Here is a 21,911-nt window from a genome sequence, read left to right as displayed (position 1 = left end):
TTCTTAGAATGCGTTGTTTGCTTTTCTAGAGCCCCCTAAACTTTGGAGTCCATGCCTTAGTTGCCACTTATACAGTAAGCTTCTTAACTGATTAAAAGAATCCAGCAGCACCTTCACTGTAGCTAATCAGCAGATTCTTCGTCTGTTGATAATGATCAAGCATCATCAGGTGATTTTCACGTCCGATACCTGATTTTTTGTAACCGCCGAAAGCAGCATGAGCAGGATACTGATGGTAGCAATTCGTCCATACTCGACCAGCTTCAATTCCGCGTCCAAAGCGATATGCAGTATTGATATTTCGTGTCCAGACTCCAGCACCTAAACCATATAATGTATCATTAGCGATTTCCATTGCTTCCTCTTTATCTTTGAACGTTGTTACTGAAAGTACCGGTCCAAAAATTTCTTCCTGGAAAATACGCATTTTATTGTTACCTTTAAAAATGGTTGGTTGAACATAGTAACCATCAGTCATTTCGTCATCAAGTTTGTTGACTTCGCCGCCAACAAGTACTTCTGCACCTTCCTGTTTACCAATATCCAGATACGATTTGATTTTTTCCATTTGTTCTTCAGATGCCTGTGCACCCATCATCGTATCGGTATCAAGTGGGTGACCAATTTTAATTTCGTTTACCCGTGCAACTGCCCTTTCCATAAATTCATCATATATCGATTCATGAACTAACGCTCTTGATGGACATGTACAAACTTCACCTTGGTTCAAGGCAAACATAACAAGCCCTTCAATTGCTTTATCCAGAAACCCATCATCCTCATCCATTACGTCGGGGAAGAAGATGTTTGGTGATTTTCCCCCAAGCTCAAGTGTAACCGGAATGATATTTTCTGAAGCGTATTGCATGATCAAACGCCCTGTCGTAGTTTCACCTGTAAAGGCAATTTTGGAAATACGGCTATTGGATGCAAGTGGCTTCCCTGCTTCCAAGCCAAAGCCATTCACAATGTTTAATACACCGTTTGGTAATAAATCCTTAATCAAATCAAGAAAAACATGGATTGAAGCTGGTGTTTGCTCCGCTGGTTTCAGTACAACACAGTTGCCAGCTGCAAGTGCCGGAGCCAGCTTCCAAGTTGCCATTAATAGCGGGAAATTCCACGGAATAATTTGTCCAACGACTCCCAATGGTTCATGGAAATGATATGCTACAGTATCATTATCAATTTGACTTAAGCCACCCTCTTGCGCACGTATTGCTCCAGCAAAATAACGAAAGTGATCTATTGCCAGTGGTATGTCAGCATTTAAGGTTTCACGAACAGCTTTACCGTTGTCCCAAGTTTCTGCAACCGCAAGCATTTCGAGGTTTTCTTCCATGCGATCTGCAATCTTATTTAAAATATTTGCTCGCTCTGCTACAGCTGTTTTCCCCCAAGCGTCTTTGGCAGCTTCTCCCGCATCAATAGCTGCCTCCACATCTTCTTTCGTCGATCTGGACATTTCACAAAATACCTTACCTGTAACAGGACTCACATTCTCAAAATATTTTCCACTTGCAGGTGCCCGATACTCCCCTCCAATAAAATTGTCATAACGATCCTTAAAGGTGACCTTGGACCCATCTGTGTTTGGATTTGCATACTTCATTCAACCATTCCTCCTCTAAATATTGTAACCGCTTACAAATAATTTGATGAAGAACCCCTGTTGAAGCCTCTATATCAGATTATACCAATAAATTCGCAATTATGACAACTATTAAACTTTTTAAAGACTCTTCCGGTTATTATTGCTGCTCCAGTCAACAGCGGAGGAAATACAGGTAGACTCCTGTGGGAACTTGTGCCTAAATGGGACTACGCAGTTGACGTAGGAGCAAGGAGGCTTATCAGCCACACTAAGATACATGAAGTGCATTTCTGGATCGGCATAATAGCACTCAGGCTTATTAAAATGTACGTCGCATTTTATATCAACTGCGTTTGAATTTCTCAGTAAACAGTCATTCAAAAAAATAAACCAACCCATTAAGAGAGTTGGTTTTAATCTTGCTGAAGCATATATAGTAAAAGACGCTGGTCTCCCAGCGCCAATAACAGAAAATCCAGGTTTAATACCTGTATTTTTCCTATACTTTAAGAAAGTATAAAAGATGCCTGCAATGACATCCTAGTGAATATTTAATATAAATTGCTTTTACTATAGCTTCAATACCATATTAACTACTTCAATTCCGGAAGTACACGTACTTCCTGTTTCATTGATGATTTACAGAGTGGGCATTCTGGTTCTTCATTAAAACTGTATGATTCTCTCATCCATCCTGAACAGTCCTCACTAGTACAAGACCATACATTTGTGTCCACTTCTGGCACTGGCTCTTTTGGCCCGCGAGAAAATGACATGACAGCAACCCCTTTCATGGTACTACTTTCATTATACTCCTTTATAGCAAAAAAAGTAAGGGAACAAGCAACATTAATTCATTATAACCACAAATTAGTTAAAATATACCTATTGGACAACCATAAGCTATAACGATTATACTTGAATTTATTCTGAAACTTCTACAGTAGAAAGGGAAACTGCTATGACATCAAAGACACACCCATTCACAAAAATGATTTCCGGAATCGGGTTCACTTTCCTCATTGCACTTATCGGATACATACTTGCGCTTGTCCCAGGGTTTAGCCGTGTTGGTCAGTTAGCCAGTGCAATCATTATCGCAATCATATATAGACAATTTTTCGGCTATCCTGAATTTTTCCGTTCAGGAATACAGTTTTCATCAAAATATTTACTGCGGTTTGCCATCATTTTATATGGTTTAAAACTTAATGTTGATATTATTTTGCAGGATGGTCTTGGACTGCTGGCTAAAGGTGCTGTAGCAATTATTTTTGCCATATTACTTACCGTTTATATCGGAAAAAAATTAAAAGCTAACACACAGCTTGCCTTATTGCTTGGCGTTGGCACAGGTGTTTGTGGTGCTGCAGCGATTGCCGCTGTATCCCCGATTATCAAGGCAAAAGACGAGGACACTGCAATTGGTGTAGGAATCATTGCTCTAGTTGGAACTATTTTTTCCATTATTTATACCATTGTACAGCCACTTCTGCCTATTACGGAATTGCAGTATGGAATCTGGTCAGGCATTTCCTTACATGAACTTGCCCATGTCGCACTAGCAGCAGAACCAGCTGGAGAGGATGCGCTGGCAATTGCTTTACTGGCTAAACTCGGCCGTGTTTTCCTGCTTGTTCCACTTTGTTTCATCCTGATTTTCTGGATGCGGAACCGGAATGCTGACAGTAATGCAAAAGTCAGCTTTCCCTGGTTTCTGATTGGGTTTATTGGAATGAGTCTTTTCGGGAGCTATATTCTAGGGGATATTATTCCAGTATCTGATGGTGCAATGAACGCTGTCAGTCAGATTACGACGTTTATTTTAACAGCCGCGATGGTAGGATTAGGATTAAATGTCAGCTTGAAAGATGTAAAAAATAAAGCAATGCGACCACTGATCGCCATGGTGACTGCTTCCATATTACTGTCAATAGTCATGTACTGGATTGCAGGTATCTAAGGAAGCTCCCTACAGTTAGGGAGCTTCTTTATAATACGAATTTTTCAATTGCTTTAGCGACACCTTCATTATTATTTGTATCTGTTACATGATCCGCAACTTTTTTAATTGCCTCTTGTGCATTACCCATCGCAACCCCAAGTCCAGACTGCTGAATCATTTTAATATCATTCAAACTGTCACCAACAGCCATGACGTTATTCATCGTAATGCCAATTTCATCACAAACCTTTTTAAGGGCACTTGCCTTATTAACCCCTTTAGGATTCACTTCAACGTTTGTCGGCAGTGAATTGGTAAGCTCCAATTCATCATAATAGGAAAGCTCCTCAACAACCTTATCAAGCTTTTTCGTATCAAGTGAATCACAACCATATTTTAACCATTCATGGGCAAAAAAATCATCTGGACGATTTCCGTGCCATACGCCATCCGTTGCCACCATCCAGCTATGTAAATTCAACTGATCACCTAGTTCCCACATCATCTGAACCCGCGCCGGGTCAAGTAAGTGCTGATCTCTTAGCTCTTTATTTACCGTCCAAATTTCGCCGCCATTACTCGTAATCAGATAGGATGGCAATTCAAGTAATTCTGCATACGGATAGCAAGAATCAAGCCAGCGACCTGTACTCAATACAACATGCACATCTTTCACCAAGGCTTTTGCGATCACTTCTTTTGTATATTCGGAAACCTCTTCATCACTATTTAATAATGTTCCATCCATATCTAATGCTACTAATTTTAGTTCATCCATTAATACACTCCTCCACTCTGTCATGTCATGATCCATTCTTGTATAAAGTCATTTTACTCGATTCATTTTAATCATGAAAGAAATAATTGTTGCGATAGGGACTATTATTACGAAAAAAATAAAGCTTACCCCTAGCCCTGTTCCACTATTTGCAGATTGTACCATAGCCCAGGCAATATAGGAAAAAATTACGACCATTTCGAAATTAATTGCTGCCATAAATGTGCGTGCCAACGCGTATAATCGTGGTGCATTTTCTTCAGTCACTTTTACCATATAATTGAATGTGTGTGGTGCTTTCGTTACAAAATACATAATAATGAATGAAACAAGAGCAATTGCCGGCATCAGCAGAACTGTAGCCTTGTTCCCCCACGCATCCGCTTGCCCTTTTGCATTAAAATGAGTAGGGACTTGCTCCGGCAAACTATTATACGCCTGTACAACATACACAATTGAACAAATTAGAATGATTACTGATAATATGTTTAAAAACTTCTCCCATTTTGTTGCAGGTACTTTTATTTTTGGATGACTCTTCAAGAATTCTCCCCCTCCACCCTTAGTTTAGTTTAAATTTTTCTAATTTAAATAAGTACTTTTCCATTTGAATTGCCCGCCGTTGAGCCTCTTCAATTGTTATTGGAGTAAAGCGGATTTCTCCTTGAGGTACAAGCTGGGCAATCTTTGGCAGATCTGTTGATATAACGGTACCTATCCGCGGATATCCTCCCGTCGTTTGCCTGTCTGCCATTAGAATAATTGGCGAACCATTACTCGGAACCTGAATTCCACCGAAAGGAACGGCATCAGACCACATTTCCGTATAATTTTCATGTGTTATCGGCTCTGATTTTAGACGATATCCCATTCTATTCGAATTCGCATTTATAGTATGAGAAGAGTTGAAAAAGTTGTATAAACCTTGTTTTGTAAAAAAATCCGTATGTGGCCCTTCGATCACAGATACCTCTACCGACTTTAGATAGATTGGCGGATTGGTTATCCCGATGCCACTTTTCGCTTTAGACGGGTACCCATAAATAGAATCATCATTAACTAACGAGCGACCAAAACCACTCTTCACATCCGTTGACTGACTGCCAAAAAACACCGGTGCATCAAATCCCCCGGCTACCGCGATGTATGCACGCACTCCGGACTGATGCTTGCCAAATCTTAAACGATCCCCTTTTTCCATTCTGAATGTTTTCCACATCTCAATCGGCTTATCATTAATTTTAGGCTCAAGTCCCGCACCTGTGAGTGCAACCGTAATTGGATCAGGTGCAGTCATTTCAAGATGAGGTCCAACAAGCGTCACCTCAAGACATGCTAGAGAACGCTGATTCCCAACCAGAATATTAGCTATTTGCAGTGCAAACGTATCCATCGCACCAGAAACAGGGACACCATATTTCTGATAGCCAGTCCGGCCAAGATCCTGAAAAGTTGTAAGCACACCAGGCTTTATCACATGGAATATTTTCTCACGCTGCATCCTATTCACCACTTCTCTTATGTATTTTGATTGGAGATGTGCTGCTGGACGATTGCGGCGGTGAGGTGTCGCTCGAGCTGTGGTCTCTGTCGCTCGAGTTTGAGCCTCCGTCGCTCGAGTTTCGCCCTCTGTCGCTCGAGTTTCGCCCTCTGTCGCTCGAGTTTACCCCTCTGTCGCCCGAGTTGACACTATCCACCAAGCAGGACCACTAGCCTACCCCACGAACCACAATTCCAGCACGCTCCAACATCGCGCGTAATTTCTCGACAAATGTAACAGCATGTTCGCCATCACCATGCACACAAATCGTATCTGCCTCGATATCCACCATCTCATCAGTTACTGCACGCACAACGCCTTCCTCCACCATGTGCTCTACCTGCAGAACTGCCGCGTCTACATCACGAATCAATGCGTCAGTTCTTCCCCGGGGAGTTAAGCTGCCGTCTGCTTGATATGTCCGATCAGCGAAAACTTCAGATGCAACACGTAGTCCGACTTCACGGCCAGCCGCAAGCAGTTCACTGCCGGCTAAACCGAACAATACCAATCTGGAGTCGACATCATATACAGCACGAGCGACAGCATCTGCTACATCACGATTTTTGGCTGCCAAATTGTACATCGCACCGTGCGGCTTCACATGTTGCATTTGAACACCATGAACCGTGCAAAAGGCTTGTAATCCACCAATCTGATGAACTACCATCCGATATATTTCATCAGGTGAAAAGTCGATCATACGACGACCAAATCCAGCTATATCCGGAAATCCCGGATGTGCGCCGACACTAACGTGATGTTCTTTTGCCAGGCGAACTGTCCTGTCCATCACGTTTGGTTCACCAGCATGCGCACCACAGGCAATATTCGCTGATGTAACAAATTCCAGCAATTTTTCATCCGAGCCAATTTTATAAGCCCCAAAACTTTCACCCATATCACAATTTAAATCAATCCGCTTTGCCATCGTAAGCCTCCTCTACTACAAACTCCTCGATAGCTGTCTGTTTTTCAAATTCACTTTCCGAAACTTCGTAAAACTTCACACGATCACCTGCCCGGAACAGAAAAGCATCTTCTTTTTCCCTATTAAATAACGTAAGAGGAGTTTTTCCAATAATGTTCCAGCCTCCCGGTGATTCTATTGGATAAATTCCTGTCTGTTCGTGGGCAATTCCTACAGAGCCTGCAAAAGTCTTTGCCCGAGGTTCTTCCAGTCGTGGCGTTGCAATCCGCTTATCAAGGCCACCTAAGTATGGAAACCCTGGCAGGAAACCCAACATGTAAACAAGGTATTCCTGCCCACAATGAATATGAATAACCTCTTCCTCTGAAAGTCCATTTATTTCAGCAACACGACCTAAATCTGGACCATACTGTCCTCCGTAGACAACTGGAACCAAGACAAGCCTTGATTCACGCTCAATTCTATTACCATTCATTCCATTAATCTGATAAATTTTGTTACAAACATCCGCGTAACTTAACCTATGAGGCTGATAGTAGATCGTTACCGAGTCAAATGCCGGTACCCATTCCAAGACACCTGGAATATTGGCACGACTTAACTTTTCGCTGAAAAGCTGGATCTCCCTATTTAACTCAGGCGAAACATCACCACTAAAATCAACCTTAACTGCCGAATCACCCATCGCGTACAAGGTAAAATGCATACCGAACGCCTCCCGGAATTTCTATTACTAGCATAATAGCATATTCAAGCCTAATCCAACACATAACGATTGCGTCCAGCACCCATTCCAAATATCATGACCAATAAAGCTACCCCAATTAATGTAAGTAATGGAACCGTCCAGACATGTGTTACATCATATAAATAGCCAATAAACACGGGCCCAACTGCGGCAAGTGTGTAGCCGAACGATTGCGCCATACCTGAAAGTTCCGCAGCCTGCCTGGAATTGCGTGCCCGCATTCCCAAAAAAGCCAGGGCCAGAGCAAACGAGCCACTCAACGTAATTCCAATTAAAATCGTGCTAATAACCATAACAGTATATGAACTTCCAATTAATAGGCCTCCGTAACCACCCAACGCACAAGTTGTCATGACAAGTACAATCCCACGCTGTGACTTGAAACGTCCTGCAATCATCGGGACAAAAAAACTCGCCGGCAATCCGATAAATTGCATAAAGGAAAGCATCCAACCAGCCGTCGCCATACTGACACCATAGTCATGCAAAATTTCCGGCAGCCATGAAATCGTTACATAAAACATAAACGACTGCAGTCCCATAAAACTCGCCACCTGCCATGCGAGTGGCGACTTCCACATTCTGTTATCACTCACATTAACATATTGCATTTCCACGTCATTATCTGTCTTATTCTTTTTGGAAAGATAAATCCAGATGATAATCCCAATAATTGCAGGAACAGTCCAAATGATTAGAGCAAATTGCCAGCCCATATCCAATCCGCGTGCAAAGGGGATACTTAACCCGGAAGCTGTCGCAGCAAAAACTCCCATAGACGTTGAATAAACACTTGTCATTAATGCTACCTTTGATGGAAACTTTTCTTTTACAACACCAGGCAAAAGTACATTACATATAGCTATTCCAAGTCCAACAAATAATGTTCCAATAAATAGTAATGCTGCAAAAGGAAACGAACGGACTGTAATACCAAATAAAAGAAGAATAAGTCCGGCAATTAATGTTCGTTCATTCGAAAAACGGTTGCCAAGCTTAGGCGCAACCGGTGACATCACCGCAAATGCAACAAGAGGCAGGCTAGTCAAAATTCCCACACTCCAATTAGATAGCCCCACATCATCACGAATGGTCCCAATTAATGGACCGACAGACGTAATAGCTGGCCGCAAATTAAACGCTACGATGACAATTCCTGCTATAAGTAAAATTTGATATATCTTTCTTCGATCATCTGCTTCTGTCATTAAATGTACAAATCCCTTCTAAAAAGCTCTTCCTTTCAATATAGCACACGCGAATTGATAGTTAAAAAAGAAGCTTCCCTGCCGAAACAGAAAAACCTCTTCCTCCTACACGTTTGGCAGATAAACTTCCCCGCTATCACTATATGCCTACTAATTTAAATTGGTTAAACGCCATAATTAATTACAACTTTCGACAATATTTTCCGATATAAATAATATCTATAGCAAAAGCAGAAGGAGATACATATATGGGGGAAAATAAGAAAAAGAAACAAGCAAAACAAAAACTAGACAATAAAGGAGGCTTTCTAAGTAAATCACTGCAGCGACAAATACTCATACCGTTTTTATCATTAATTATTATTGCCGGAGCAGTGATAGCTTTCACCAACTACACATTAAGTAAAAACATGATAATTGATGAAAAAGCACAAAGTGTTGAAACACAAATGGGTAACCTTAACGATACATTTAATGTGTTTTTTGACAATACAACAAGTATTTTAAATCGGCTTACTCAAAACGAATTATTTGTTAATTATGATAAAAACAACCGACAAGCTATTGTCGATTACTTGGGAGAGACTGTAGAAGCGAATCCCACTATTGCGAACATCTATACCGGTGTTGAACTTTCCAGTGAAACAACCATTTATCCAGAAACTGACTTGCCAGATGATTTTGATCCGCGAGAACGCGACTGGTATAAAGCCGCTCTTGAAGCAGATGGAGAAGTTATTTGGACACAGCCTTATTCAGATGCTGCATCAGGTAAAACAATTGTTACCGCTGCACAATCCTATAGCAAACACGGACAAGTCGTTGGTGTAATTGGCGCAGATGTTCTAGTTGATACACTAATTTCCATGACAGCTAACATCCAGACCGGTGATTCAGGGTATGCAATGATTATTGACCAGAAAGGAACATTTATTGCTCATCCGAATGATGAACTTGTTGGAAAAAGTGCTGAAGGATCTGCATTCTATAGTAAACTAAGCAGCAATGGTAAAAACGGTGTTATCGAATATACCGAAAACGGTGAGGGAAAAATCCTTGGATTCACCACGAACAGCACTACTGGATGGGTTCTTGGAGAAACAGTATTTAAAAGTGATTTTAGTGATCAAGCAAGCAGTATTTTAATTCCGATCATTGCTACCTTGCTAATTATTTTGCTACTGGCAATCGTCATTTCCTTTTTTACAACACGAAGAATCACAAAACCTATTAAGAACCTGCAAGAAACGATGAAGGAAGTAGAGAATGGGAATCTTTTAGCCAAAACAAATGTCAAAACACATAATGAAATCGGTCAGCTTTCCGAAAGTTTTGATAATATGCTCCAGCAAATGCGGATGATGATGATCAAAATTAAAGATGTTTCATTCAACGTGTCCGAAGCATCACAAACACTTGTTGCAAGTGCAGAGGAAAATACTGCATCATCAAATGAAGTCGCAACAACCATGGAACAAATTGCAACTGGTGCTGGAGAGCAATCAGAAATTATGGAACAGAATGCTGCTGCAACCGAAAAACTGTCAACGTTAATTAAACAAATAGAAGAATATAATAAAAAAGTATATGATGAGGCGCGTGTCATGGATGAAGTCTCTGAAAAAGGAGCAGAAACAGTAAGCGGTCTCCGTAAACAGTCCGAAGAAACAGGACAAATTACCAGTGAGGTTGTCAGAGCAATCCAATCACTTGATGACAAATCAACAAACATTAACGAAATCGTTACTAAAATTGCGGATATCGCCAGTCAAACAAATCTTCTTGCTTTAAACGCAGCAATCGAAGCTGCCCGTGCAGGAGAAAATGGACGCGGATTTGCAGTTGTAGCCGATGAAGTAAGAAAGCTTGCCGAACAATCAGAAAGTGCATTAGGAGATATATCCACGTTAATCGAAGAAATGCAATCCGAAACAAAGCATTCGGTAACATTGATTGGAAAAACGAATGAAGTCATCCAGACACAATCACAATCAGTTAGTGAAACAGAACAAGCATTCACAAGTATACAGCAAACAATTCATACCAATAATCAATTAATTAATAAGGTAATGGATATAATGGAAACAATCATAAGTCAGGAACAGATTATTTCCAACAATACACAAAGTATCGCATCGATAAGTGAGGAAACTGCAGCAGGAACAGAAGAAACCTCAGCATCAATCGAAGAACAAACAGCATCAATGGAACAATTAAACCACCTGGCAGAAGAACTGGAAACATACGCATCAGAAATGCAACAGCAAGTGAACAAATTTAAAATAGACGAAAATAATTAATGTTGTAGAGGGACGGTTTAATCCGTCCCTCTTTTTTAAGGGTATTATTGCCCAGGAAATATTTATCGAATCATGTCGACTTTTGGATTTTTAACTCCTTTCCCAGCAATATAGTTAAGGTTCCCCACACCATTTTGGTAATTAATACCTCAATTATATTCCTTTTCATCCCCCAACTTTGTGGTATACTATAGGTAGAAATATGCATATACTAAAAAGACCACAGTTGCAGCTGTGGCCCAACGATAAGCGGTTCCCATAGGGGATCAGCTATCCACAAATAGACTTTCCCATTAACGCTTTGCGGCTTTACAGGGAGGTCTATTTTTTATTAATCATGTGCACAATCAGCGTCAGAAAACCGGTCATAAATGTTCCAAACCCGATCAGCAAGAAAAATACTTCAAAAACACCCAATCGCCTCACCCCCTTTATAATGCTGGGGTAGCTGACCTAACCCTAAATAGAACTTTATCTACTAGATAGTATAGCATAAAAATCGGCAAAAATACGAACAAATGTTTGGTTAACTATCTTAGTACAAATTATTGCTAAGCCTTTAGGCTGTAGGTATTTTGAATTATTTTGAAGATATGCCACTTTTTGCAGTATGGGTTCGATAGTGGTAATAGAAGGAATTATAGTGTGTTTATATACGGGGATGAAATTGAAAAACGAGCATCCAGTAGCAGGATGCTCGCCTATTATTAAGATCCAGCGATAATATGAAAACCGGAATCAACATGCAGTACATCACCAGTAACACCACGTGCCATGTCACTCAATAAAAATGCAGTAGCATCACCAACCTGGTCCTGATCAATCTGACGACGGAGCGGCGCCTTTTCTTCAATAACAGACATTTTGTCATTAAAGCCTGAAACACCTTTAGCTGACAGCGTGCGGATTGGGCCAGCTGAAACAGCATTCACACGAATACCATACTTACCAACGTCTTCAGCCAAATAACGCACACTCGCTTCAAGCGCGGCCTTAGCAACGCCCATCACATTATAATTAGGCACAACACGCTCAGCACCAAGATAGGTTTGCGTAACGATACCACCACCCTCTGTCATCAGCTTTTTCGCTTCTCTCGTCACAGCAACGAGCGAATACGAACTAATATTTTGTGCCAAAAGATAACCCTCACGAGAAGTATCGGCATATTCACCATTCAGCTCGTCACGGTTCGCAAAAGCAACCGAATGGACAAGCCCATGAATCGTGCCTACTTTCTCACCAATTTCCTGAAATGCTGAGACGATACTCTCATCATTCGCAACATCACAGGATACGATTAGTGTAGGATCAATATCATTTTGCGCGAGGAGTTTTTCCAGCTTTTGTTTCGAACGTTCCTGGCGGTTTGTAAAAATCAAGTTAGCCCCAGCATTGTGAAGCGATTTTGTAATCCCCCACGCAATACTGCGGTTGTTCGCAACACCCATTACGACTATGTTTTTATTTTTCAATAATGTGTTCATTTATGTACCCCCGATTGATTGGATATGTCTTACTTATAATGTAGCATAATTAGGACCAGGTGTTAAATGGGAAGAAGGAATAATTGATGTGAAAAACTTACTGTAGAGTAATTGGAGGACATATTATTTGAAGCAAATATTAAAATAACTCTTTACACTTACGAAGTACCTTCTGAAGATCATTTTCATGCAGGTTTCCCAGTTTATTTATTAAAGACGATTGTGGAATTGCATGTATTTTAGCAGTACGTGCTACAATTAGGTGTATTAAACCAGCGTACGCCCAGTGTTCTATTTTGACATCATACTCACTCCTGGGTCTACTACTTGTAACAGGTGAAATTATTACATCAATATCAATTGTTATATCCCTACCTACAACAACTACTGGACGCTTTTTATAAAAAGTTATTTTTCTTGAAATATACCTTAGCTAACCATACATCACCTTGCCTTAATTTATTTGTCATAGTCTTCGTCCTTTTCATTTAGCCAAAAATCATAGTTTTCACCTACAACAAAGACCCCATTTTGATTGCCAAAATATTTATTTCTTATTTTTTTTAATACATTAAGCTTTTCTTGTTTTGACAACGATTCAATCTCTTGAATGATTCTTTCTTCAGCTGACATTTTAAACCCTCCCAATGGAATTTTGTAATGTATTACATATTACATATTGTAATGCATTTCGATTGAAAAGTGAAAATTAACATCAGTGACTATTAGATGCAATATATAGTCAAAACAAGTTCATCTGCTGCGTAACTACTTCAGACGACGACTCCTTGTTCACATATCCCAACGTTTTATACCCTTTTTTCCTGTTCTTGAACATCTTTTGAAACATTTGTACGTTATGATCAACATAATCATATACTTTTACTGTCGTTTTCCGTTCATGCAGCCGGTGCAGCCTGCCAACATATTGTTGTAATGTTCCCTTCCACGATATGGGGATAGTCAGAAACATCGTATCAAGCCGTGCATTATCAAAGCCTTCACCTATATACTTTCCTGTTGCAATTACTAGACGCTCCTGATCATCTGACAATTTTTCCAGTTTAGTTAACCGCATTCTTTCTTCCCTCTTCGTCATCTCTCCGGTTAAAACAATCAAATTTTTGGTAAACCCTTCAAACATTGCTTCCAGTTTCTTAACATGTTCAATCCGCTCCGTCAGTATAATTGGAGCAGCACCTTGTTCTAGTTCGCTTAAAACATCATTAAAAATTAATTCATTACGGGACTCATTTGAAACAAGTTCGGAGTAAAGTGCTTGGATATCGCTTTCTGCACTTTTGAATCCAGTATACCTCGGTAACAAAATATGCTTGAATGGTCGCACTTTTGCTTGATCCTTGGCACTTATTTTATAACGAATCGGACCGAGCTGCATCCGCATGATGGGATCAAGCCCATCTTTACGTTTGGGTGTCGCTGTTAATCCATGGACATATGCTGCATCTGCTTCTTTTAACACCTTTTCAAACGTAAATGCTGACAGGTGATGGCACTCATCAACAATAATCTGGCCATATTTTTTAATACTGTCCTTCACGATCCCTCCATGATTCAAGCTCTGAATCGTAGCAATATCCACAAAGCCTATAGCAGTATTTTTCCCACCTCCGATTTGTCCGATTGATTTAGGATCAATTTTAAAGAATGAAGCAAGACGTTCCTTCCATTGATCTATCAGTTGCTTTCGATGAACAATTACAAGCGTATTCACCTGTCGTTTGGCTATGATGGACGCCGCAACAACAGTCTTTCCGAAGCCCGTCGCCGCTGACAATATACCTGTTTTATTTTCCAGCATCGCTTGGACTACCTCTTCTTGCTGCAGTGATAACTTCCCGTAGAATTGAACATTAATAGACTTCCCCAAAATCGCCTCATCGTTTAATACTATTTCAATTGATTTCTTTTCCATCAAAATTTTAAGTTCTTCTATACACCCTCTAGGCAGAAACAAATATTCATGGGCCTCTTCTGAGCAATCGATCACACGTGGGATCTCTTTTGTGGATAAACGTTTTTTCTCCGCTTGATAAAACGCAGGGTTACTAAATTTTGCAAGCTGGGCGATTTCTTTAATTAGACTTTGAGGTAAATTCTGTTTTGAAATATAGATACCGTTTTTGTACAGCACATTAATTTTTTCAGGGCTGCTTTCAACTGAAATAGGACTTTCTTTCACTACAAAAGAATTATGACTACGCGCAACAATGGATTCAACATCTTTTTTACTTAATCTTTTCACCTTAGACAAATATAGCCATTGGTCTTTATAGGGATTAAATTTTTCATCAACAAATACGCTGTTCCCATTTTTTCTCGGACCGCCTTGTAGTGGTAGAGCGATCAGGTTGCCAAACTTTCCTTTTGGCACACTGTCCTGATTCGGAAACATTCTGTCATAAGAATTCAACCCGTTTTGGCTACTCTTTTCCATTGCTTTTGACAAAAGAATTGTACCAAGGTTTCGTGCGACATCTGCCTGGATAGGTTCCTGAAAAAAGATCCAGACATGACACCCGTTTCCTGAGCGCGATCTTTCAACACTTGCTGGCACACCAAAGGTACTGCACGTTTGCATAAAAACGTGAACATCTTCTCGCCAACTTTTCTTGTCAAAATCAATGGCCAAAAACCAGCACGAATTATCCAGTAATACAGGATAAAGCCCTATTGTCTTTTCACCAGTGAGATGATTGTATATCACCTTATCTGTGAAGGGCTGAAAACTGTCATTGCTACGTGCGGGAGAGTATCCTGCTTTTCCATTATCCACTTCCCACCGATAGGCAAAAACATCTTCTCTTCCTTTGAAAAGACTTCTAAACAAATTAACCCGCTTTTTTAATTTCTCAGCTTTCGTACTGTCTTCCAATTCATTTAGTGGATCATGTATTTGATGGTGCTGTAAAAGCTGTCGCAGTCTGGAATTTTCCTTTTTCAACCATTCAATTTCATTCAACGCCTTTTGATGTTTATTTTCCATCTCGTAGCCCATAGTAACCCTCATTTTAAAAATGTTATACTGCTATTATACAAAATTTCCAATAAGTATGCGGTATAAACGATTTTAGTCTAACTGTGAACAGTAAAAAGGAATCCAATATGGGAAAACGAAAGAAGAAATCAACACACCACGCCATAAACGGTTTAACAGCACCTCAAGGCTAAATGCAGCGAATCACTGGATACCCAAATATGATGGCAAGAATCTGGTGCGTGGCTATAGCAAGCATTTCGCCGTCGATAAACTTTGTGCTATTAAAGAGCTTGAAATGTTGGATTACCCTGTCGATCTAACGTATAAGAAAAATCTACAAGACCATGCAAATGCACTCCAATACAAGGCGGAATAAAAGAAAAAACAAGAAACAGAGGAATCCTGGTGTGATGAAAGTGATGAGACATTTGCATATATCGCAGGATATACGTCAGGTGGTGTGGTGCTCCATACGGTGTGACTTTAGAGGAATGGGCTATAGTGACGCCGATAAAAAACACAGTAACGAAAATTAGTTAAGAAGTTTAATAGATCTATTAATGAAAGGGTTTCAATTCATTCATACTATAACAAATTATAAATTGAGATACTATTAAAAATCCATCCCTCAGATACAACTAAAGACAAATTACTTCGTATGAACTGACCACAATATTGATAGCCTTTCTTACTTTGCATGTTTATCGCTGCGTGTCCCCTTGGTATCTGATTCCGGTTCCGTCTCTTTTTCCTTCTCCTTCTTCTTTTCGTTCAAAAGACGATCTAGAGCGACTTGTCCTGGAATTGCAGCTTTCGTTTTTTCTGTTATTCCACCTTTTTTCAATATCTGCTATTATACTATTAGGTTCATCGGTATTAGATTGAGTTTCTTCCATAGGGTTATCCGTTGTATCATCATAAGGTAGGTTATTATTTTCAAAATACAGAAATCATCTTCTTCGTGTAGCATATTCTTTTAGTTATTTTTTTATAATTCCTTTACAAAGGGTACATATCAAGTGGACTAGGAAGGAGGTTACCTTTTTGTCTTATTGTTGATAATAATGCAAATATTGCTAAAATCGCTGTTAAACGATGTTGCCAGGAAATTTCTAAAGTTAATAAGTTGGCATTCGTTCTATTTCACGGCAATAAAGCTAGCTTATGTTTTAACTTTACTTAAATACAACGTTAAATAACGGCAAGCCACCAGTATAATCAACATCGATTCGTACACCCATAAAATCCACCACATACTTCATATTTAACTCAGTCATTTCCTTCTTAGGACTCTCAAAATTTAATGCGTATGAAAACAATTCCAAGAAGTCTGCATTTAGCCCGTGGTTATTTGTTTTATATTTCTTATTATCAATATCTTCTTCAGTAACAAGAATGCATTTACAATTACTTATTGTGTCCATAATATTTTTCTTTTCAGAATGGTTTACTAGATTATCATTATTGCCCTGAAAAGATAAAATTTGAGTAGTTCCAGAATAGTTTTTATACAAATTTTTTAAATTTAAATCATGTTTATTTTTTATGATATTTTTTGCCAAGTAATCAAACTCAACAGCAAGAGTTGCATTACCTACTTTTTGATAAAGATATCTATTACTTGATAAATACACTGGCTCTAACCAAGATGAATTGTCTACTATATATGAAAAAATATTGGGTGCTAATATATTACTTAAGTGAAGAAGGTATGCACCATGAGAATGTCCATATCCAATCATTCTATTCGAGTCAAATATTAAATTATTCTCATTCAATGTAATTCGTACAGCTTCAATTGCAGATATGATATCTATAGCCTGCATGTAACTCATATCATTAAATTCTTCTAAACTTTCATTAATTTTAGCTTGGACAGGTAATACCACATCTTTTTCTCTTAATAAATTGAATAATACAGAAGATTCTTTATTAATCTTTTCTTTTTCTTCCATGGTAAAAATAGTTTGGAGAATTTTACTATCATTTAATGTAAACTTGTTTGTTCCCTGCATATAATTACTACCGAAATAATTACACTGGATAGTTATCATATTGTACTTGTCCGCAAATACTTTCCGCATCTTTTTATACACCTTAGAGTCAATACCCCCTCCAAAACCGGCAACTAGAATTAATAGGCCAGTATGGGTATTCACTCCATCCTGAGGCGTTGAAAAGTCAATTCTCAATTCTCTACCAGTATTACCTAGGTATACATTAGGATGAGCTGGAATATTAATACTGTGCTGTTCAGACATTATTATTTTGTCTCCTTATTGTAAAAACCATTTATTTATGTTCAGTTCGGTCGAGTTAAAACGAAGTTCTCTTAGGTTATGGGTTATGAGCTCTGATACAATAAAAAACTATTTAAGAAACCAAATATGGTATAAACATCTTATCTATCCTTTCCATCCATCTCTTTTAGCATAGTACCTTCAATAAAAAGGGAGCCTGTCACTTTAAACTATTCAGAATTGTCTTGGGTGACAGGCACTTGCTAATTCTTAAGAACTTCTTGTGATTGCTGGTTCAGTTATATTCTACCCTAGCCTAGATTATTTGAAATTGAACCATCAGGGTTAGTTCTCTCGTAACCTCCGCCATCATCAAAAGAGCGATTTGTTGCTGTGTCTCCATCACCATCTCTATAATAGCCTTCAATATATGTTCCATCAGCACGGGTGTAACCTTCTACATAATGAGGATTAACATTGTGAGTACCAGAATCATCGGATGTAATCCCCTCCGTTTTCACTTGGGTATTTTCTACTCCTTGAGTCCCATCAGCCCCGTCTGCCAAATCAACAATGCCCACTGCAAGTACTCCAACGGCAGCAGTCTTCCCAATATTTTTCAAACTCTCTTTAGCTCTTTCGGTATCCCCTGTTTTAAATCCATTATATGTATCATAGCCATCTTGAGCTGTATTTTTAATTGTGGTTCCAATCCCCTTTGCAGTCCTTCCAACTGAATCACTTAAATCCTTAGTACCACTATCAATCTTTTTACTGTGGTTTTGGACCATACCTGAAGCTGTATTCCAAACTCCGTCAGCAGCCTGTCCCACTGAATCTCCCGTAAACTTTGAGGCACTTTTAACCCCTTCACCTACATCTTTTATAAATTTACTTCCTGTTGCTTCTCCTACTATTCCAACAGTACCACCTACTACAGTACCAAATACACTACCGGCTCCTTTTCCTACTTTTCTTAACATCCCCATAATGGAATCTCCCCTTACATTAAGTTTAACTTTCTGCTTTTCTCCTCTAGGCTTTGAAAAAACATACACTTTAGTATCGGCGAAAAAACATTTTTCTTGAAGGATTGCTATAAATTGTATATTGAAATAGCAAAATATGATTTCAAAAATCATATATTTTGTCGATAATAATAGATATATATCATTATAAGTTTGATATAATCGTATACGACTTTTCATTTTTACTATCAAGAAAAGAGGAATTAATATGCACAATTTAAATAATAAAACTATCCTTGTTACAGGTGGTACTGGCTCATTCGGTAAAAAGTTTATAAAAAAAATACTACAGACAAACGTAGATAAAGTCATCGTATTCAGCCGTGATGAATTGAAACAATATGAAATGAGGCAGGAATTTACTGACAATCGAATGCGCTTCTTTATAGGCGATGTTAGGGATAAAGATAGATTGTACAGAGCGTTTGATGGTGTTGATTACGTCGTACATGCTGCTGCCTTAAAACATGTAGGCGCATGTGAATATAATCCATTTGAAGCTGTTAAAACAAATATCAATGGAGCTCAAAATATTGTGGAAGCAGCTATTGATCGAGGCGTTACTAAAGTAATAGCGTTAAGTACTGATAAAGCATGTAGCCCTATAAATTTGTATGGGGCTACTAAGTTAGCATCTGATAAATTATTTGTTGCAGCAAATTCTTATGTCGGAGATAAAAATACTTCTTTTGCAGTCGTTCGCTATGGAAATGTTGTCGGCAGTCGTGGAAGTGTAGTTCCATTTTTTGAGAAGATAAAAGACACAGGAACTATACCAATTACAGACGAGCGTATGACCCGTTTTTGGATTACGTTAGACCAGGGAGTTCAATTTGTTATCGATAATTTCGATAGGATGCATGGTGGAGAAATATTTGTTCCTAAAATCCCAAGTATGAAAGTAACTGATTTAGCCAAAGCGATTGCGCCAGATTGTGATATTGAATTTATAGGAATTAGACCTGGTGAAAAATTGCATGAAGCAATGATAACCGAAGATGATGCACACCGAACATTGGACATGGGAAGTTACTATGTTATTCAGCCAGAGTTCCCTTGGTGGAAAAACGAATATGCGCATGGTGGAAAAAATATAGTTGATGGTTTTAGTTATGTGAGTAACTTTAATGAAGACTGGTTATCTGTTGAGGAATTGCGTGAACTAGTAAACAAAAATAAGGTTGTGAATTAAACGTATGCAACCTCGACATCCTTTTATTCCATACGGTCGCCAAACAATCGACGAAGATGACATCCAGGCAGTTGTCAATGTTCTAAAGAGTGATTATTTGACAACAGGCCCAGCTGTAGAAAACTTTGAAAAAAAAGTTGCAGAATATGTAGATGCAAAGTATGCAGTTGCGTTTTCTAGCGGAACGGCAGCATTACATGGTGCGTGCTTTGCCACAGGAATTGGTGAAGATGATGAAGTAATTACAACTCCTATGACATTTGCAGCTAGCGCAAACTGTGTATTATATCAAGATGGAAAACCAATTTTTGCTGATATAGATCCAGAAACATATAATATTGATCCCGATAAAATACGTAAAAAAATCACACCAAATACCAAAGCAATTATTCCAGTTGATTTTACAGGACAACCCGCAGATTTGGATGAAATTATGGAAATTGCAAAAAAGCATAATTTAACTGTAATTGAAGATGCCGCACATGCGATAGGTGCCACATATAAGGGAATTAAAGTGGGATCTATTGCTGATATGACAATGTTTAGTTTCCACCCAGTAAAACATATTACATCTGGTGAGGGTGGTATTATTACTACCAATAATAAAACTCTTTATGAAAAATTACTCCAGTTTCGTACACACGGAATTACAAGAAATCATTCACTATTAAATGAAAACCATGGACCATGGTATTATGAGATGCAGTTCCTAGGATATAATTATCGAATGACAGATATACAAGCTGCATTAGGGTTTAGTCAATTGGAGAAACTTGATAGGTTTGTTCAAAAACGAAGAAAAATAGTTCAACAATATAATAATGAATTCAACACTATGGAACAAATAATTACGCCTTTTCAACATTCCCATGGGAATTCTAGTTGGCACTTATATGTCATAAAGCTAAAGCAAGATTTATTATCTATTACTCGTAAACGGTTCTTTAAAGAATTAAACGAAGCAAATATTGGTGTTAATGTTCACTATATACCAGTACATTTACAACCTTATTATCAGAAAATGGGTTACAATAAAGGTGATTACCCAATCGCAGAAGAATTATATGACCATATTATAACACTTCCATTATTCCCTGCTATGACAGATGAAAATGTGCATTATGTAATCAATACAGTAAAAAAAATAGTTCAAGAATACCAAATAAAGTAGGTGATTCCGTGAAGGTTGTAGCAATTATACAGGCCCGTATGGGGTCAACAAGACTGCCAGGAAAGATATTAAAAAAAGTGCTAGATAAACCACTATTGGAATATCAAATCGAACGAGTAAGACGTTCTGAACTAATTGACGAAATTGTTATTGCAACAACTTTAAATAAAGACGAGCAACCTATAATTGATTTTTGTAACAAACATTCACTTTCTTTTTACCGTGGCTCCGAAAAGAATGTTTTGTCGAGATATTACGAGGCGGCTAAAGAACATAATGCAGATGTGGTTGTTAGACTAACATCAGATTGTCCAATTATTGACGCTTCAATTATAGATAAAGTTATCCGAGAATATTTAGAATACAATGATTCGATTAATTATACATCGAATACTTTGGTTCGAACATACCCTAGAGGAATGGATACGGAAGTGTTTTCATTCCAAACATTAGAAAACACTTATGTAAATGCAGGCAGTAATGCTGAAAAAGAACATGTAACACCATTTATTTACCAACATCCTGAGTTATTTGGGTTATTATCAGTAGTCAATGATATAGATACTAGCAACCACCGATGGACCGTTGATACAAAAGAAGACTATTTGTTAATAAAGAAAATAATAGAGTCTTTATACGAAACTAATCCCATATTCTCATATCATGATATTTTGGAAGTACTAAATAATAATAAAGAAATGATGAACATTAATTCAGATATTAAACAAAAGAAGTTATAATGATTTAA

General features: G+C 38.5%; 21 protein-coding genes. 5 read left to right on the top strand and 16 right to left on the bottom strand.

Going from position 1 to position 21,911, the window contains the following annotated elements:
- Positions 1-91 precede the first annotated feature (91 nt).
- On the bottom strand, positions 92-1,612 hold the full coding sequence (adh, locus tag ACE1TG_RS07430; protein ID WP_375051736.1) for an aldehyde dehydrogenase: 1,521 nt from the start codon (positions 1,610-1,612) through the stop codon (positions 92-94).
- A gap of 575 nt (positions 1,613-2,187) precedes the next feature.
- Entirely contained in the window at positions 2,188-2,370 is a 183-nt protein-coding gene (locus tag ACE1TG_RS07425; protein ID WP_375051735.1) for a cold-shock protein, read from the bottom strand.
- Positions 2,371-2,555: 185 nt separating this feature from the next.
- Between ACE1TG_RS07425 and ACE1TG_RS07420 the strand changes: the two genes are divergently transcribed.
- The gene (locus tag ACE1TG_RS07420; protein ID WP_375051734.1) at positions 2,556-3,557 is read left to right on the top strand and encodes a YeiH family protein; all 1,002 of its coding nucleotides are present in this window, start codon (positions 2,556-2,558) and stop codon (positions 3,555-3,557) included.
- Positions 3,558-3,585: 28 nt separating this feature from the next.
- Here ACE1TG_RS07420 and ACE1TG_RS07415 read toward each other — a convergent pair whose 3' ends face one another.
- From ACE1TG_RS07415 to ACE1TG_RS07390, 6 genes are all read right to left on the bottom strand, one after another.
- Positions 3,586-4,317: a Cof-type HAD-IIB family hydrolase gene (locus ACE1TG_RS07415; RefSeq protein WP_375051733.1), complete on the bottom strand. Its 732-nt coding sequence runs from the start codon at positions 4,315-4,317 to the stop codon at positions 3,586-3,588.
- Positions 4,318-4,365: 48 nt separating this feature from the next.
- Entirely contained in the window at positions 4,366-4,860 is a 495-nt protein-coding gene (locus ACE1TG_RS07410) for a DUF1648 domain-containing protein (RefSeq protein ID WP_375051732.1), read from the bottom strand.
- Positions 4,861-4,879: 19 nt separating this feature from the next.
- Positions 4,880-5,818 carry a 5-oxoprolinase subunit C family protein gene (locus ACE1TG_RS07405; RefSeq protein WP_375051731.1) on the bottom strand — a complete coding sequence of 313 codons (939 nt, stop codon included), beginning with the start codon at positions 5,816-5,818 and terminating at the stop codon, positions 4,880-4,882.
- 208 nt (positions 5,819-6,026) lie between these two features.
- Entirely contained in the window at positions 6,027-6,788 is a 762-nt protein-coding gene (locus tag ACE1TG_RS07400; RefSeq protein ID WP_375051730.1) for a LamB/YcsF family protein, read from the bottom strand.
- On the bottom strand, positions 6,772-7,494 hold the full coding sequence (gene pxpB, locus ACE1TG_RS07395) for a 5-oxoprolinase subunit PxpB (RefSeq protein WP_375051729.1): 723 nt from the start codon (positions 7,492-7,494) through the stop codon (positions 6,772-6,774). Before pxpB ends, ACE1TG_RS07400 begins: the two co-directional genes overlap by 17 nt.
- Positions 7,495-7,544: 50 nt before the next feature.
- A complete protein-coding gene (locus tag ACE1TG_RS07390) occupies positions 7,545-8,744 on the bottom strand; it encodes a CynX/NimT family MFS transporter (protein ID WP_375051728.1) in 1,200 nt (399 codons plus the stop codon).
- Positions 8,745-8,992: 248 nt separating this feature from the next.
- Between ACE1TG_RS07390 and ACE1TG_RS07385 the strand changes: the two genes are divergently transcribed.
- Complete coding sequence (locus tag ACE1TG_RS07385; RefSeq protein WP_375051727.1) at positions 8,993-11,044, top strand: methyl-accepting chemotaxis protein; 2,052 nt, start codon at positions 8,993-8,995, stop codon at positions 11,042-11,044.
- 321 nt (positions 11,045-11,365) lie between these two features.
- On the opposite strand, the gene ACE1TG_RS07380 is transcribed toward ACE1TG_RS07385, so the two are convergent.
- The 8 genes from ACE1TG_RS07380 to ACE1TG_RS07345 form a co-directional block, all read right to left on the bottom strand.
- Entirely contained in the window at positions 11,366-11,461 is a 96-nt protein-coding gene (locus ACE1TG_RS07380; protein WP_209479611.1) for a putative holin-like toxin, read from the bottom strand.
- Positions 11,462-11,751: 290 nt separating this feature from the next.
- Positions 11,752-12,531 carry an enoyl-ACP reductase FabI gene (gene fabI / locus ACE1TG_RS07375; protein ID WP_375051726.1) on the bottom strand — a complete coding sequence of 260 codons (780 nt, stop codon included), beginning with the start codon at positions 12,529-12,531 and terminating at the stop codon, positions 11,752-11,754.
- Positions 12,532-12,670: 139 nt separating this feature from the next.
- Positions 12,671-12,943, bottom strand: coding sequence for a type II toxin-antitoxin system PemK/MazF family toxin (locus tag ACE1TG_RS07370; RefSeq protein ID WP_375051851.1), 273 nt, complete (start codon positions 12,941-12,943; stop codon positions 12,671-12,673).
- A 47-nt stretch (positions 12,944-12,990) separates the two neighbouring features.
- Positions 12,991-13,164 (bottom strand): hypothetical protein, encoded by a 174-nt coding sequence (locus ACE1TG_RS07365; protein ID WP_375051725.1) that lies wholly within the window; start codon positions 13,162-13,164, stop codon positions 12,991-12,993.
- 109 nt (positions 13,165-13,273) lie between these two features.
- Positions 13,274-15,550, bottom strand: coding sequence for a TOTE conflict system archaeo-eukaryotic primase domain-containing protein (locus ACE1TG_RS07360; protein ID WP_375051724.1), 2,277 nt, complete (start codon positions 15,548-15,550; stop codon positions 13,274-13,276).
- A 670-nt stretch (positions 15,551-16,220) separates the two neighbouring features.
- Complete coding sequence (locus ACE1TG_RS07355; RefSeq protein WP_375051723.1) at positions 16,221-16,376, bottom strand: hypothetical protein; 156 nt, start codon at positions 16,374-16,376, stop codon at positions 16,221-16,223.
- A gap of 331 nt (positions 16,377-16,707) precedes the next feature.
- The gene (locus tag ACE1TG_RS07350; RefSeq protein ID WP_375051722.1) at positions 16,708-17,793 is read right to left on the bottom strand and encodes a DUF2920 family protein; all 1,086 of its coding nucleotides are present in this window, start codon (positions 17,791-17,793) and stop codon (positions 16,708-16,710) included.
- A 290-nt stretch (positions 17,794-18,083) separates the two neighbouring features.
- Positions 18,084-18,761 (bottom strand): hypothetical protein, encoded by a 678-nt coding sequence (locus ACE1TG_RS07345; RefSeq protein ID WP_375051721.1) that lies wholly within the window; start codon positions 18,759-18,761, stop codon positions 18,084-18,086.
- 247 nt (positions 18,762-19,008) lie between these two features.
- Here ACE1TG_RS07345 and pseB point away from each other — a divergent pair, with 247 nt between their 5' ends.
- From pseB to ACE1TG_RS07330, 3 genes are read left to right on the top strand one after another with little or no spacing between them, the layout of a single operon-like run.
- Positions 19,009-19,992: a UDP-N-acetylglucosamine 4,6-dehydratase (inverting) gene (pseB, locus tag ACE1TG_RS07340; protein ID WP_375051720.1), complete on the top strand. Its 984-nt coding sequence runs from the start codon at positions 19,009-19,011 to the stop codon at positions 19,990-19,992.
- 4 nt (positions 19,993-19,996) lie between these two features.
- Positions 19,997-21,163 carry a UDP-4-amino-4,6-dideoxy-N-acetyl-beta-L-altrosamine transaminase gene (pseC, locus tag ACE1TG_RS07335; RefSeq protein ID WP_375051719.1) on the top strand — a complete coding sequence of 389 codons (1,167 nt, stop codon included), beginning with the start codon at positions 19,997-19,999 and terminating at the stop codon, positions 21,161-21,163.
- Between the two features lie 8 nt (positions 21,164-21,171).
- Entirely contained in the window at positions 21,172-21,903 is a 732-nt protein-coding gene (locus ACE1TG_RS07330; RefSeq protein WP_375051718.1) for a cytidylyltransferase domain-containing protein, read from the top strand.
- Positions 21,904-21,911: the final 8 nt, after the last annotated feature.

It is taken from the genome of Virgibacillus sp. JSM 102003 (assembly GCF_041949995.1).
In the GTDB taxonomy this organism is placed as follows: domain Bacteria; phylum Bacillota; class Bacilli; order Bacillales; family Amphibacillaceae; genus Lentibacillus.
The sequence above is the reverse complement of the archived record's forward strand: the minus strand, read 5'-3'. Positions and strand labels throughout refer to the sequence as shown.